This is a genomic window from Actinomadura sp. WAC 06369 (assembly GCF_003947565.1).
Taxonomy (GTDB): domain Bacteria; phylum Actinomycetota; class Actinomycetes; order Streptosporangiales; family Streptosporangiaceae; genus Spirillospora; species Spirillospora rifamycini.
In genome coordinates this window covers 1-14,353 of record NZ_QHJN01000065.1, presented here as the reverse complement: position 1 = coordinate 14,353, position 14,353 = coordinate 1, and the positions used below count along the sequence as shown (strand labels likewise).

Annotated in this window: 14 protein-coding genes; 10 read left to right on the top strand and 4 right to left on the bottom strand. The window is 75.9% G+C overall.

Annotated features, from left to right (window positions below; all coding sequences use genetic code 11):
* Positions 1 to 149: 149 nt before the first annotated feature.
* Positions 150 to 953 carry an alpha/beta hydrolase gene (locus tag DMH08_RS40210; RefSeq protein WP_158642347.1) on the bottom strand — a complete coding sequence of 268 codons (804 nt, stop codon included), beginning with the start codon at positions 951 to 953 and terminating at the stop codon, positions 150 to 152.
* A gap of 372 nt (positions 954 to 1,325) precedes the next feature.
* Between DMH08_RS40210 and DMH08_RS18990 the strand changes: the two genes are divergently transcribed.
* The 3 genes from DMH08_RS18990 (at position 1,326) to DMH08_RS18980 (ending at position 5,087) form a co-directional block, all read left to right on the top strand.
* Positions 1,326 to 2,087, top strand: coding sequence for a DUF899 family protein (locus tag DMH08_RS18990; protein WP_125616483.1), 762 nt, complete (start codon positions 1,326 to 1,328; stop codon positions 2,085 to 2,087).
* Between the two features lie 236 nt (positions 2,088 to 2,323).
* The gene (locus DMH08_RS18985; RefSeq protein ID WP_125616480.1) at positions 2,324 to 4,600 is read left to right on the top strand and encodes a molybdopterin cofactor-binding domain-containing protein; all 2,277 of its coding nucleotides are present in this window, start codon (positions 2,324 to 2,326) and stop codon (positions 4,598 to 4,600) included.
* Between the two features lie 10 nt (positions 4,601 to 4,610).
* Positions 4,611 to 5,087, top strand: a complete 477-nt coding sequence (locus tag DMH08_RS18980; RefSeq protein ID WP_026400932.1) for a (2Fe-2S)-binding protein — start codon at positions 4,611 to 4,613, stop codon at positions 5,085 to 5,087.
* A gap of 15 nt (positions 5,088 to 5,102) precedes the next feature.
* On the opposite strand, the gene DMH08_RS18975 is transcribed toward DMH08_RS18980, so the two are convergent.
* Positions 5,103 to 6,017, bottom strand: a complete 915-nt coding sequence (locus DMH08_RS18975; RefSeq protein WP_026400931.1) for a TIGR03854 family LLM class F420-dependent oxidoreductase — start codon at positions 6,015 to 6,017, stop codon at positions 5,103 to 5,105.
* A gap of 249 nt (positions 6,018 to 6,266) precedes the next feature.
* Here DMH08_RS18975 and DMH08_RS18965 point away from each other — a divergent pair, with 249 nt between their 5' ends.
* The 4 genes from DMH08_RS18965 to DMH08_RS18950 are packed head-to-tail and all read left to right on the top strand — an operon-like array spanning position 6,267 to position 8,722.
* Complete coding sequence (locus tag DMH08_RS18965; RefSeq protein ID WP_125616530.1) at positions 6,267 to 6,800, top strand: sugar O-acetyltransferase; 534 nt, start codon at positions 6,267 to 6,269, stop codon at positions 6,798 to 6,800.
* Entirely contained in the window at positions 6,797 to 7,321 is a 525-nt protein-coding gene (locus tag DMH08_RS18960) for a nitroreductase family protein (protein WP_125616474.1), read from the top strand. The genes DMH08_RS18965 and DMH08_RS18960 overlap by 4 nt, the downstream gene beginning before the upstream one ends.
* Before the next feature lie 52 nt (positions 7,322 to 7,373).
* Positions 7,374 to 7,895, top strand: coding sequence for a MarR family winged helix-turn-helix transcriptional regulator (locus DMH08_RS18955; protein ID WP_026400928.1), 522 nt, complete (start codon positions 7,374 to 7,376; stop codon positions 7,893 to 7,895).
* Complete coding sequence (locus tag DMH08_RS18950; RefSeq protein ID WP_125616471.1) at positions 7,892 to 8,722, top strand: EamA family transporter; 831 nt, start codon at positions 7,892 to 7,894, stop codon at positions 8,720 to 8,722. The genes DMH08_RS18955 and DMH08_RS18950 overlap by 4 nt, the downstream gene beginning before the upstream one ends.
* A 37-nt stretch (positions 8,723 to 8,759) precedes the next feature.
* On the opposite strand, the gene DMH08_RS18945 is transcribed toward DMH08_RS18950, so the two are convergent.
* Entirely contained in the window at positions 8,760 to 9,338 is a 579-nt protein-coding gene (locus DMH08_RS18945) for a TetR/AcrR family transcriptional regulator (protein WP_026400926.1), read from the bottom strand.
* 92 nt (positions 9,339 to 9,430) lie between these two features.
* On the opposite strand from DMH08_RS18945, the gene DMH08_RS18940 reads away from it, so the two are divergent.
* Both DMH08_RS18940 and DMH08_RS18935 read left to right on the top strand, forming a co-directional pair.
* Positions 9,431 to 10,810: an MFS transporter gene (locus DMH08_RS18940; protein ID WP_026400925.1), complete on the top strand. Its 1,380-nt coding sequence runs from the start codon at positions 9,431 to 9,433 to the stop codon at positions 10,808 to 10,810.
* 37 nt (positions 10,811 to 10,847) lie between these two features.
* Complete coding sequence (locus DMH08_RS18935; protein WP_125616468.1) at positions 10,848 to 12,383, top strand: SMI1/KNR4 family protein; 1,536 nt, start codon at positions 10,848 to 10,850, stop codon at positions 12,381 to 12,383.
* Positions 12,384 to 12,434: 51 nt separating this feature from the next.
* On the opposite strand, the gene DMH08_RS18930 is transcribed toward DMH08_RS18935, so the two are convergent.
* Positions 12,435 to 13,469, bottom strand: coding sequence for a YeiH family protein (locus tag DMH08_RS18930; RefSeq protein WP_125616465.1), 1,035 nt, complete (start codon positions 13,467 to 13,469; stop codon positions 12,435 to 12,437).
* A gap of 71 nt (positions 13,470 to 13,540) precedes the next feature.
* Here DMH08_RS18930 and DMH08_RS18925 point away from each other — a divergent pair.
* Positions 13,541 to 14,353, top strand: an 813-nt coding sequence (locus tag DMH08_RS18925) for a LysR substrate-binding domain-containing protein (protein WP_125616462.1), incomplete at its 3' end; no start/stop codon positions are given.

Here is a 14,353-nt window from a genome sequence, read left to right as displayed (position 1 = left end):
CACCGCCCGCACCAGATGCAACCCGCGCCCCCCTTCCTCATGCCCGCTCCCCAGCGCCGGGAGGCCGGGCATCTGGCGCTTGATCGGGCGGCGTTCGCCGACCTGCTCTCCCGAGTGAAGCGGGGCGAACTCGGGGGGTGACGGGCGGGTCAGTCGGCGGAGCCGGTCAGGTGGGGGCCCAGGAACGGGAGTTGGCGGGGGAGCATTTTGCGGCGGAACGCCGCGTCGTGGCAGCCCGCGTAGATCCCGCCTTCCGGGTCCTCGCCCGCATCGCGCAGGGACGCGAGGAGTCGCTCGGTCGGGTCGGCGAAGGAGTCGTGGCTGCCGCACGCGGCCCACACCGGGATGCCGGTCAGTCGCCGGGCGTAGGCTCGGGCCTTCGCGTCGTCGATGGCGGGTGATGTCGCCACGACCGCGGCCACTCGCGCGCGTTGCTCCGCCGCCAGGCGCAGGGCGCCGTCTCCGCCCATCGACCAGCCGAGCAGGCCGAAGCGTCCGGTCTCCAACCCCTGGTCGGCCAGGAACGGGAGCAGGTGGTCGGTGACGAGGCCGTCGCGGTACCAGTGGTCCACGGACGCCACGGCGAACGGCGGCGTGTCCTGGGCCACCGCGTCGGCCAGGTAGTTCTGGATCGCGTAGGCGTCGAACGGCGTGCGCGCGTTTCCGCCGCCGCCGTGCAGCAGGACGGCAACGGGCAGCCGGGAGTCGGGCCGGGCGTCGGGCGGACGGCCGATCACTGCGCGCACGGACTCGCCGCCCAAGCGCAGGGTGTGCTCCTGCACCGGTCCGGTCGGCACCGCCGGGGGAGCGGGCATCTCGCCGCAGCGGCCCAGGGCCCGTGCCGCGCGTTCCTTGCCGGGCAGGACGCCCGCTTCCACCAGCGCGGCGGCACCGCCTCCGGCCGCCAGCACGCCCGCCGCGGCCAGGAAACCCCGCCGCGATATGCCGCTCATGCCCTCGCCCCCATGCCCCGAAAGTAGCCAATTTCGTGATCTAGCACCGGAGAACCCTGTTTCTGGACGCGCAGGGCGGTCGACTCGAACGCTCGCGGGTCGGGCCTGCGCGAGGTCTTTGCGCATCACCGTGCAGACCGTCTCGTACCGGCGGTTCGACCCGTCGGGTGCCGGTTCGTCCCAGGACTCGGGGCGGCGGTCGAACGCGGCCCCGCTCGCTCGTACAGCGCTCGCGCGCGGGGGTCGCTCTCCTCCACGCTGAGCTCGGCCCGCAGGAGCCAGGGGGCCGATTCTCTCCACGGGCGCGATGAGTTCGGAACGGGGTACGGGTCTGTTCGGACGAGCGATGCGACAGAGACAACGGAGGACACGATGACCGACGACCTGCCCGGGCGTCCGCCCGTCGTCGACATGGACACCTGGCGCGCGGCCCGGGACGAGCTGCTGGTCCGCGAGAAGGCCCACACGCGCGAGGGCGACGCGATCGCCGCGGCGCGGCGGCGGCTGCCGATGGTGGAGTTCGACGGGACGGTCGAGATCGTCGGGCCCGACGGTCCGGTGCCGTTCGTCGACCTGTTCCAGGGCCGCGAGGAACTCGTCGTCTACAAGCACATGTGGTACGACGACGCGCCGCCGCAGGGCCAGTGCGAGGGCTGCACCACCACGGTGTGGCACATGAAGGACGCCGTCTACCTCAATGCCCGCGGCGTCTCGTACGCCGTGCTGACGACGGGCGAGTGGGACGAGGTGGACGCCTACGTCGACTTCATGGGCTACACCGAGCCCTGGTACTCGGTGCGCGGTGTGGACGAGCCGGTCGGCGGCGCGATGGGGTACGCGACCAGTTACCTGCGCGACGGCGAGCGCACGTTCCTCACCTACTCCACGACGGGCCGAGGCACGGAGCCGGTCAACGGCTCCATGGCCCTGCTCGACATGACGCCCTACGGCCGCGGCGAAGCGTGGCAGGACAATCCGGAGGGCTGGCCCGAGGGCGACGTGCCGTGCTGGTACTGGCGCTCGGACGCGGACGGCAATGCCACCTGGGGCCCGACGAGCCGCCCGGTACCGCAGTGGACGCGCCCCGGCGCGGCGCCCGTCGACACCCTCGGCCGCCACGGCCCGTACCACTGATCTCGCGGCCCGCTCTGGTCGGGTGGCGGCGTGTCCGGGTCGCGACGCCGTCACCCACAATGCGGGCTTCGCGCGGGGGACGGGCGTGCCCGGCGGGGTGGACGCTGACGGTGTTCGGGCTGACCGGAGTGTGACGGGAGTGTTATTGGCGATCCGCCAATAAGGTCTTCCCCGGGGTGGGGGCGGTGTGCGATGCTGCGCCCGTAAGTGGTCAGTTACCACAGCGGGAGGCCGCCATGGAGGACGGACCGGGCGTGCGGCGCCGGAGGTTCCTCGGCTATCTGGTCACGGCGCCGACGCTGGCGGTGGCCGTGCAGTGGACGGGGGGTCCGGCGGCCGCGAGCCCGACGCCGCCGCAGCCGGAGGAGATCTTCGACGTCGGCGACCTGGTGAAGCTCGCGTCGGCGCCGACGTCCGGGCTGGTCGCCGTCCAGGTGGGCGAGGACGGGACGGCCGCGTTCGCGCTGCCGCGCGCGGAGGTGGGGCAGGGGATCACCACGGCCGTCGCGATGCTGATCGCCGAGGAGATGGACCTGCCGCTGGACAAGGTGCGGGTGTCGCTGTCGGACGCGCGGCCCGAGCTGCTGTTCAACCAGTTCACCGGCGGTTCCACGTCGATGCGGTCGCTGTACGGGCCGGTGCGGACGGCGGCGGCCATCGCGCGGGAGCGGCTGGTGGCGACCGCCGCGCGGGCCTGGAACGTGGACGCCGGCAAGCTGACGACCGAGGACGGCGCGGTGGTCGGGGGCGGGCGGCGCGCGACCTACGGGTCGCTCGCGAAGGCCGCGGCGGTGACCCGCACGACCCGGGTGTCGGCGACGCCGAAGAAGGCGGCGGAGTTCGCGGTCGTGGGGAAGCCGACGACGCGGGTGGACGCCCTCGACGCCGTCACGGGCCGCAAGCGGTTCGCCATGGACCTGGACGTTCCGGACGCGCTGCCCACGATGGTGCGGCGCCCGCCGACGATCGACGGGACGGTCGCGTCGGTGGGCAACGCCGCCGAGGTGGCGGCGATGCCGGGGATCACCGACGTCGCGGTGCTGAAGCACGGCGTGGCGGTGCGGGGACGGACGTTCGGCCAGTGCATCGACGCGCTCCGGGCGCTGGAGGTGTCGTGGCGTCCGGGTCCGGTGGCGGGGGAGTCGGACGACACGGTCCTGGCGAAGCTGAAGAGAGCGGTGCCGCGGGTGGGCGGGGCGCCGCTGTTCAGCCGGACGGTCGACGCCGAGTTCGCGTTCATGTTCGCGAGCAACTCGCCGCTGGAGCCGGACGCCGCGGTCGCGGACGTCCGGTCGGGGAGCGCGGAGGTCTGGGCGAGCCTGAAGGTCCCGGGCGACGCGCAGGTGGAGATCGCGAAGCGGCTGGGCCTGCGGGTGTCCCAGGTGAAGGTGCACGTGGTGGAGGGCGGCGGGTCGTTCGGGCGGCACCTGCATCCGGACGCGGCGGTCGAGGCCGCGGAGATCTCGAAGAAGATGGGCAAGCCGGTCAAGCTGTCGTGGTCGCGGACGGACAGCGTCCGGCAGGGGCGCGTGCATCCGATGTCGGTCTCCCGGGTGCGCGCCGCCTACCGGGGCGGGGACGTCGTGTCCTACGAGCAGCGGCACGTCAGCACCGAGACCAGCTTCAGCCACGGCTTCGGCGACATGATCAGCGCGAACGCGGCCGACATCCCGGTCCTGGTGAACGACGCCGTCGCCCAGGTCTTCTTCCACCTGAGCCAGTCGTCGCCGTACCGGTTCGGGCCGACCAAGCAGACGCTGACCGAGATCCCGCTGAAGTTCAAGACCGGCAGCATGCGCAACGTGTACTCGCCGAACGTCGTGTGCGCGCGGGAACTCGTCGTCGACCGGCTCGCCGCCGAGATGGGCAAGGACCCGGTCGCGTTCCGCCGCGCCTTCCTGGACGACGGGAAGCTGCGGGCCGTCCTGGACCGGGCGGCGTCCGAAGGCGATTGGGGGCGGTCGCTGCCCGCGGGGGTCGCGCAGGGCGTCGCGCTCGCCGGCGAGTACCGGTCGGCGTGCGCGGTGCTCGTCGAGATCGACTGCCGCCCCGAGACCGTGAACCGCCCGATCCGCAACGGCGTCACCGGCCCGCGCGTGACGCGCGCGCTGGTCGTGGTGGACGTGGGCCTGCCGATCAACCCGCGCGGCCTGGACGCGCAGATGATCGGCGGCCTCAACGACGGCATCGCGATGGCGCTGACGTCCAGCCTCCACATGAGGGACGGCGTCCCGCTGGAAGGCAGCTGGGACAACTACTTCTACACGCGGCAGTGGAACACCCCGCCGGAGACGCGCGTGATCGTCATGCCGCCGAGCGAGGACGAGCCGGGCGGTGCGGGCGAGCTGGCGGTGGCGCCCGCCCTCGCGGCCGTGGCGTGCGCCTACGCCCGCGCGACCGGGACGATGCCGACCCGGTTCCCCATCAACCACGACACGCTCGCCTTCGAGCCCCTCCCGTTGCAGCCGTCCACACCGCAGTCCCCGGTCGACGGCCTGGACCGCGCGTTCTAAGGAGCCCGACGTGCCCACCCATACCTTCCGGCTCAACGGCGAGCAGATCACCGTGGAGGCCGAGGACGACGTGCGCCTGTTGTGGGTGCTGCGCGACCTGCTGGGGGTCACCGGCCCCAAGTACGGCTGCGGCATCGGCGTCTGCCAGGCGTGCACCTCCCACGTGAACGGCAAGGCGGTCAACGTCTGCTCGGTGCCGGTGTCCCGGATCGGCCCGGACGACGAGGTCGTCACCATCGAGGGCCTGCCGGGCACGGTGGACCGCGACCTGCACCCGATGCAGGAGGCGTGGCTGGAGCACGACGTCGCCCAGTGCGGCTACTGCCAGCCGGGGCAGATCATGTCCGCGGTGGCGAAGGTGCGGCAGGTCCGCGCCGAGGGCCGCGAGATCACCGACGCCGACCTGGACGAGCTGCGCAACATCTGCCGCTGCGGCACCTACGCCCGCATCCGCGACGCCGTCAGGTCCGGGGCCGAGCGGATGTGACGCCGCCGCGCGCCGCTACCGGTTCTCGAGGGGGAGCAGTTCGGCGGCGAAGGCGTCGAGGAAGTCGCGGCGGGACGCGACCCGGCCCGCCGGGCGGACGACGAACTTCGACAGGCCGGCGTCGACGAACCGGCGGAGCCGGTCGCGGGCGCCGTCCCAGCCCCAGCACAGGAGGTCGCGCGGGTCGGCGACGTCGGGGCGGTCCTTGCGGAGCCGCGCCAGGAGGGCGTCCACCGCGCGGTCGTCCGCGTCGTCCGGGACGACCGTGAGGTAGGTGCCGTAGTGGTCCTCCTCGATCGCCCGTCCGGCCCGGTCGGCGGCGCGCAGGATGAGGGCGCGGCATTCCTCGGCGTCGGCGGGGGTGACGGTCGCGCCGAGCCAGCCGTCGCCGAGCCGTCCGATCCGGTCCATGGCGGCGGGGACGCGGCCGCCCAGCCACAGGTCCAGCGGCTTGGCGGGCCGCGGCGCGACCGACGCGCCGTCGAGGCGGAAGTACCGGCCGCGGTGGGTGACGGACGGTTCGGTGAGCAGCGCCCGCACCACGCGCAGGGCCTCCTCGAACACGTCCGCGCGGGGCCCGTCCGGCACCGGGTAGACGGGACGGTCGGCGGGCCGCGCGGGGCGGACGCCGAAGACCGGCAGGACGCGCCGGGGCGCGAGCGCGGCGAGCCCGGCGAGCTGCGCCGCGACGACGGCCGGGTTGCGGCCGGGCAGCACCAGCACGCCCGTCCCCAGCTTGAGCCGCTCGGTGCGGCCCGCCGCGTACGCCATGCCGACCAGCGGGTCGACGGTGTCCGGCGCGGCCGCCAGGTCCGACAGCCACAGCGAGTCGATGCCGCGCGCCTCCAGGTCGGCCGCGAGGCCGGCGAGCCCCGGGCCGTCCGGTGCGCCGCGTTCGGGCACGTCCCCCACGCCGATGCGGATCTTCATCCGGCCATCAGAACCCCGCGCGCGGCGCCCGGTCAAGGGCGCGTCACGGGGCCGTCCCGGTGGTCAGGCCGCGCAGGGCCGGTTCGACGCGCTCGCCCGGGACGTGCGGGGCGTCGCGGGCGCCTCGGACGTCCGAGCTGATCGAGCGGCTGCGGGCCCGCCGAGCCCCAGCACCTGCCGTGACCGCGCCCGTAGGGTGGCCGCGTGACCGACTTCTTCGCCGGGGACACCCGTACCAACCGTGAACGCATGCTGGCCGGCGACCCGTACATCGCCGACGACCCCGAGCTGGAGGCCGCGTCCAGGCGCGCGGTGGCGCTGGCCCACCGGTACGGCGAGATGTACGCCGCCGACCCGGACGCCGCCCGGCCCGTCCTGGAGGAGCTGCTCGGCTCGATCGCCCCCGACGCGCACATCCGGCCGCCGCTGCACGTCGACTACGGCACGTACATCACCGTCGGCTCCGGCTCGTTCGCGAACTACGGGCTGACCGCGCTGGACGTCGCGCCGATCACGATCGGCGACGACGTCCAGATCGGCCCGAACGTCCAGTTGCTCACGCCCACGCACCCGCTCGACCCGGCGCGGCGGCGCGCGAAGATCGAGGGCGCGGCGCCGATCGTGATCGGGGACAACGTGTGGATCGGCGGCGGCGCGATCGTCCTCGCCGGGGTGACCGTCGGTGCCAACAGCGTGATCGGCGCCGGGGCGGTCGTCACGAAGGACGTCCCGCCGGACGTCGTCGCGGTGGGCACCCCGGCGCGGGTGGTCCGGTCGCTGTGACCGGCCGGCCCCCGTCCGGCCCGCTCGCCGCGCTCCGGGCGGTGCGGGCGACCCGCTGGTTCACCGGCGAGGACGTCGACGACGCGACGCTGCGGGAGATCCTCGACACGGCGCGGTGGACGGGGTCGGCGCGCAACCGGCAGCCGTGGCGGTTCCACACGGTCCGCTCCGCGGAGACCCGCCGCGCGCTGAGCGAGTGCGGCGCGTACGCGCTGCACCTGCGCGCCGCCCCGGTCGTCGTCCTGCTCGCGCTCGACCGGAGCCACGCGGACGCCGAGTTCGACGGCGGCCGCGTCGCCCAGACGATCGTCCTCGCGGCCCACCTCCTGGGGCTCGGGACCTGCCCGGTGACGTTCTTCCCGGAGGCGAACAGCGCGCGCGCCACCGCGATCGCCGGGCTCGGCGAGCCGTGGCGGGTGCGGACCGGCATCGCCCTCGGCCGCCCCGCGCCGCGCCCGTCCGGCACCTCGGCGATCCCGACCGGACGCCACGGCCTCGACACCCTCTGGACGTCCGACTAGCCCCGGGACGCGGCCCTTGTCGCGATCGTCCGGACCTTGATATGCATGAGTCATGCATGATCGAGTGGCGAACCTGCTGGGGGCGGCCTCGCTGGCCGTGACCGACGTGATCCTCGCCGGCACCGCCGGCGCGGGCGGGGTCGGCCCGAGCGGGGCCGCGGCGCTGATCGTCCTGGCGCACGACCCGGAGCTCGGCGTCACCGAGCTGGGCCGCCGTGTCGGGCTGAGCCAGTCCGCGGCGGCCCGCATGGTGGACGGCCTGCAGGCCGCCGGGCTCGTCGAGCGGCTGCCCGCCGCGGGCCGCGTCGTCCGCGTCCGGCCGACCCCCGCCGGACGGGCGGCCGCGCGCACGATGCTCGCCGCGCGCGGCGCTCCGCTGGCCGGCGCCCTCGCCGTCCTGGACGACGACGAGCGCGCGACGCTCGGGGCGCTGCTCGGCAAGCTCCTCGGCCGCCTCTACGACGAGATCGGCGACCCGGACGTCATGTGCCGCCTCTGCGACCGGGCGTGCTGCACCGACGGGGCGGTCTGCCCGGTGGGGGAGGCGGACCGCCGGGCCCGGCCGGCGTCATGACCGGCGCGGCGCTCGCGCTCGGCTCGGCCGCCTGCTACGGCGTCGCCGACGTGGCCGGCGGGCTGCTGGCCCGCCGCGCCGACTTCCGGGCCGTCGCCTTCCTGGGCCAGGCCGGGGGCCTCGGCTGCGCGCTGCTCGCCGCGCTGCTGCTCCCGGCCCCGGACGTCCGGCCCGGGGACCTGGCGTGGGGCGCGCTGTCGGGCGCCGGGACGGGCGCGGCCATGGTCTTCCTGTACCGGGGCATCGCGCGGGGCGCCATGAGCGTGGTGGTGCCGGTGAGCGCGGTCGGCGGGGTCGCGCTCCCCGTCGCCGCCGGGGTCGTCCTGCTCGGCGACCGGCCCTCGGCCCCGGCCTGGGCGGGCATCGCGGTGGTGCTGCCCGCGCTGTGGCTGGTGTCGCGGTCCCGCCCGGACGAGCGGGGCCCCGCGCGCGCCGCGCTGCGGGACGGCCTCGTCGCGAGCCTCGGCATCGGGGTGCAGTACCTCGCGCTCGCGCAGGCGGGCGACGAGTCCGGCGCGTGGCCGGTCGCGGCCGGACGGGTCGCGGCCGTGCTCGTGATCGCGGCGCCGGCGCGGCGCGCGGGGGCGCCGGACGCGCGGACGGCGCTGTGGGCGGCGGCGAACGGGACGGTCGCCGCGGCGGCGCTCGTCCTGTACCTGGAGGCCGCCCGCGAGCAGCTCACCGTCGTCGCGGTCGTCCTGGCGTCGCTGTACCCCGTGGTGCCCGTGCTGGCGGGCGTCGCCTGGCTGCGCGAGCGGCTGTCGGCCGCGCAGGGGGCGGGGCTGGCGGGAGCCGCGGCCGCCGTCGTCCTGCTGACGCTTCCCTGACGAAGCCGGGGCGCCGGACGTCCCGGGGGCGTCGAGGCTAGCCCGTCAGGACGGACAGGACCGACTTCGTCACCGCGTCCGGGGCGTCCTCGGCGGCGAGGCGTCCCGCGCGGACCTCGGTGGCCGCGCCGTGCACGAGGTAGTGGACGGCGCCGACGAGCCACGCCTCGGGCAGGTCGGTGCGCATCACGCCTTCGTCGCGGCCCCGGCGGACGAGGTCGGCCATGCGCCGGGCGGGCGGGTCGTGCAGTTCGCGGACGCGGCCCGCCGGGAGCACGTCCTCGGCGGCGGCCAGCAGCGCCCCCGACTCGGCCACCAGCTCCCAGCTCGACGCGAGCAGCCTGCCGATCGCCGCGCGGGGGTCCCCCGACAGGTCCACGGCCGCCAGCACCGCTTCGCCGTCCCGCAGGGCGTCGGTGAGCGCGGCCTCGACCAGGTCGGCGCGGGTGCGGAAGTGCCCGTACAGGGTCATCCGCCCGACGCCCGCCGCGCGGGCGATGTCGTCCGTGCTCGCGTTCGGGTCGGAGCTCAGCAGGGTGCGGGCGGCGGACACGATGCGGGCGATGCTGCGCTCGGCGTCGGCCCGGCGCCGGGGACGGGCGGAGGGTGCGGTCATGGACATCACTCTAACTCGTACGGCCATGTATGAGTTATGGTGGCCGCAGAACTCGTATCCAGATGTACGAGTTATTGCACCGGGAGGACCCGATGACCCAGTCGCCCGCGGCGACGCCGCACCCGGCACGGTGGCGCGTGCTCGGTTTCCTCGGGGTGGCGCAGCTCATGCTGATCCTCGACGTCACGGTCGTGGCCATCGCGCTGCCCCACATCGAGGCCGACCTCGGCGTCGGCCGCGAGGCCCTGACCTGGACGGTCAGCGCGTACACCCTCACGTTCGGCGGGCTGATGCTGCTCGGCGGGCGCATCGCGGACCTGGCCGGCGCCAAGCGCGTCGTGCTCGCCGGGCTCCTGCTGTTCACCGCGGCGTCCCTCGCGACCGGCCTCGCCGGGTCCGCCGCCGTGCTGCTGGCCGGGCGCGTCGCGCAGGGCGCGGGCGCGGCGCTGCTGTCGCCCGCCGCGCTGTCGCTGGTCGTGGCGCTGTTCGACGGGGACGAGCGCAACAAGGCCCTCGGCGTGTGGTCCGCGCTCGGCGGCGGCGGGGCGGCCCTCGGCGTCCTGCTCGGCGGCCTGCTCACCGCGGGCCCCGGCTGGTCGTGGGTCTTCCTCGTCAACGTGCCGATCGGCGCGGCGATCGCCGCCGCCCTCGCCGTCCTGCTGCCCGCGCGGCCGCCCGCCGCCGCGCGGGGCCGCGTCGACGTGCCCGGCGCCGTCCTGGTGACCGGCTCCTCGGCCGCGCTGATCTACGCGCTCATCGGGGCGGGCGAGGACGGCTGGCTCACCGCGCGCACCGGCCTGCTCGTCCTCGCCGCCGCCGTCGGCTACGCGCTGTTCGCGCTCTGGCAGCGGCGGGCCGCGTCCCCGCTGATGGACGTCCGGCTCCTGGCGCGGCGCCCGGTCGCGACGGGCGCGTTCCTCATCTTCATGGCGACGGCCCTGATGATCGCGGTGTTCTTCCTCGGCACGTTCTACTTCCAGCACGCCCGCGGCTACGGCGCCCTCCGGACGGGCCTGCTGTTCCTGCCGGTCGCGGTCGCGACGATGCTCGGCGCGAACGCGACCGGGCGGGTCATCGGCCGGTGGGGCGGCCGGGCGCCGGCCGTCGCGGGCCTGCTGGTCGCGGCGGCCGGCATGGCGGCCCCGGCGGTGTCGCTGAACCCGGTCGCCGTCGTCGCCGGGGTGTCGGTCGCGGCGGCGGGCACCGGCGCCCTGTTCGTCGTCGCCTCGGCGACCGCGCTCGGCCGCGTCGCGCCCCACGAGGCCGGGATCGCCTCCGGCATCGTCAGCTCGTTCCACGAGTTCGGCGCGTCGTTCGGCGCCGCCGTCGTCTCGAGCGTCGCCGCCGCGAGCCTGGCCGGAACCACCCTCGACGGCTTCACCGGGGCGTTCACCCTCGCCGCGGTCGCCGCCGCCGCCGGCGCGGCCGCCGCGCTGCCGCTGACCCCCGGCCGCGCCCCCGCACCCGCGTGACCGGCGGTGTCGGGGGGAAACGGTAGAACTGCCCGCTATGGATGATCACCAGAGGGAGGCCGCGCACGGTGTGCTGCTGCACGCGGCCGAAGAGATCATGAAAGGCGCGCCGGACGGATGGCGCCGGGCGCTGGTGCGCGAGTACGCCACGCCGCACGGCAGGGGCGGCACCGGGAGCTGGTACGAGACGGAGGGCGACGGCGACTCCCTGTCGCCCTCCCTCGACGTGCGGAAGCTGTACGAGCTGGTCGGCGGGGGAGAGGAGGTGGCGGTCGAACTGCTCGTCGAGCCCTCGGGGCGGTTCGAGGCGGTGGTCGGACGGTCGCTCACGCGCTCCCGGTACGAGCGTGACCGGGTCCTGTACGTGCTGCGGCCGGACGTCCTCCCGGAGCAGCCCGGCGCCCTCGAACCGCCCTGCGCGAACCCGACGTTCGCCGGGGACCCGGACGAGGCCGTCCGGCTGTTCCGCGAGTACCTGCGCAAACGCCGGGAGATCCTCGAAGAGGAGGAATGGCTGGCCGAGCCGCTGACCGAGGACGAGCGGGCGGCGCTGCTGGACCGGTTCGACGGCGAGCTCCCGCCCGACCTGCTGGCCCTGTACGGCGAGGCGGACGGGGACGAGGACACCGGGCTCTTCCACAACCATCCGTGGTTCGCGCTGGAGAGCACGACGCTCGTCGAGCACGAGGAGCCGTGGTCGTGGGGGATGAACCCGCTGTGGTCGACGCCCGGCGGGACTCCGCCCGGGGTCGTCCGGCGGTGGGTCGGCACTCCGAAATGGGTGCCGTTCGCGACGAGCACCGGCGGCGACTTCCTCGCGGTCGACATGGACCCCGGACCGGCCGGACGCCCGGGGCAGGTCATCCGCATGGGGCGGAACTACGGGGGCGCGCCGATGCTCGTCGCCCCGTCCGTCACGCACATGCTGCGCGCCCTGGTGGCGGCCCTCGACCGCGGCGCGTACCGGAACGACGAGGGATACCTCCACGTGGACGCGGAGTTCCCGAGCTACCTGGACCCGAGCAAGTCGTTCTGGCGCGGGAACGCCCCCATCCCGGCGAAGCCGAAGCGGATCCGGCACCTCGTCGTCGACAAGGTCCGCGACGTCGATCTGAGCCCCGTCCGCAACGCGCCGCACCTGCACGCGGTGACGCTGTTCGGGGACGGCCCCGCCGACCTCGCCCCGCTGCGCGACGCGCCGGTGGAGATGCTGCAAGCCGAACTCGGCGCGGTGGACCTCGCGCCCCTCGCCGGGCACCCGGCCCTGCGCGCGGTGCGGCTCAAGACGAGCGAGCCCGTCGACCTCGGCGTCCTGCGGACGTTGCCGCGCCTGCAGGCGCTCGACCTGTCCGGGTCGGCCGTCCGGGACCTCGGCGTGCTCCGCGAACTGGACGGGCTGCTGTCGCTGACGCTGTCGCCCGAGCAGTGGCGGGAGGTCGGCGCGGTGCCCGGCCTGTCCGCCGCGGAGCTCGCGGGCGACCCCGCGCCCGGCCAGATCCGCGAGTGGGCCGAAGGGTTCCGGCCCGACGAGCCGCTCGACGCCCCGGAGTACTTCGAGGGAAGCGTGCGGTGACGCCCCGGGCGGGGCCCGGCCCCGCCCGGACCGGCCCGTCCGGGCGGCCCGTCACGCGCCGAGGACGGTCAGTGCCCCGAGCGACACGCCGCCCACCAGGGCCGTCGAGAGCGCGCCGAGCACGAGGCCGCGCCGTCCCGTCCGCAGCAGCGTCCCGACGCGCACGGACGTCCCGAGCCCGAACATCGCGGCGGCCAGCAGCACCGTCGAGACGTCCGCCGCGCCCGCCAGGACGGCCCCGGGCAGGACGTCCGCGCCGCGCAGCGCCACCGCCGCCAGGAACCCGACCACGAAGAGCGGCACGATCGGCGGCCGCGCCCCCGCGCCGCCCGGCCGCCGCCGCTCCAGGACGCCCACCGCCGCGACCATCGGCGCGAGCAGCACCACGCGGGTGAGCTTCACGACCACGGCCGTCCCCACCGCCGCCGCGCCCGCCGGCGACGCGGCCGCCACCACCTGCCCGACCTCGTGCACGCTCAGCCCCGCCCACATCCCGAGCGCCTCGCCGTCCAGCCCGAACACCCGGGCGCCGAGGAACGGGACGAGCACCATCGCCGCGCTCCCGTAAACCGTCACGAGCGCGACACCGCCCGCGACGTCCTCCCGCTCGGTCCTGGCGGCCCCGTCCATCGCCGCGATCGCCGACGCCCCGCAGACCGAGAACCCCGTCGCGACCATCAGGCCGAGTCCCCGCGGCACCCCGACGAGCCGGCCGAGCGCGATCGTTCCGGCGAACCCCGCCGCGACCGTCACGACCACCGCGGCGAGCGTCCCGGGGCCGAGCCGCAGCACCTCCGCGAGGCCGAGCTGCAACCCGAGGAGCACCACCCCCGCCCTCAGGAACCTCCGCGTCGCCCACGCCAGGCCGTCCGCCGTCGCCGCCGGCAGCGCGCCGCCCACGAGCACGCCCAGCAGCACCGCGACCGTCAGCGGGCTCAGCGCCGGCGCGAACCCGGCGAGCACCATCGCCGCGCCCGCCCCGGTCGCCGCCACCGACACCCCCGGCCCGGCGGCGGCCCACCGGGCCCGCGCGCCGCGGGCGCGCGCCGTCCGGCGGTTCTCGGCCCGTTCGCGTTCGACGTCCATGCCACCGAGCCTCCGCCCGTCCGGGCCATCCCGGTACCGGGCGGTTCGACCTCACGTCATAGCCTCGGGGCATGACCGCGCCGCCGGACGTCGAATCGCTGCGGCTGCTCGTCCTGGTCGCCGAGCACGGCAGCCTCACCGCCGCGGCCGCCGAACTGCGCGTCAGCCAGCCGTCCGCCAGCAAGCGGCTGTCGCGCCTCGAACGGCGGCTCGGCCTCCGCCTCGTCGACCGGACCCGCCGCGGCTCCGCCCTCACCCCCGCCGGGCTGCTGGTGACCGGGTGGGCCCGCCGCGTCCTGGACGACCTCACCGCGCTCACCGACGGCGCCGAGGCCCTCCGCCGCGAGCGCACCGGACGCCTCACGGTCGCGGCCAGCCTCACCGTCGCCGAGCACCTCCTGCCCGCCTGGATCGGCGACCTCCGCCGCGACGACCCCGGCCTCCACGTCGGCATGCAGGTGACGAACTCGGCCCGCGTCTGCGAGCTCGCGCGGAACGGCGACGTCGACATCGGCTTCATCGAGTCGCCCGGGCGCCCGACCGGGCTGCGCAGCCGGGCCGTCGCGGGCGACCGGCTCGTCCTCGTCGCGCCGCCCGGCCACCGCTGGGCCCGCCGCGCCCGCCCGGTCCCGCCCGCCGAGGTCGCCGCGACCCCGCTGATCAGCCGGGAGGCGGGCTCCGGCACCCGGGAGGCCGCCGTCCGCGCGATGGCCGCCCGCGACCTCGAACTGGCCCCGCCGCTGCTCGAACTCGGCTCCGGCACGGCCGTCCGCAACGCCGTCGCCGCCGGCGCCGGGCCCGCCCTGATCAGCGAACTCGTCGTCGGCCCCGACCTCGCCGCCGGGACCCTCGCCGAGATCCCCATCGAGGGCATGGCGCTGCGG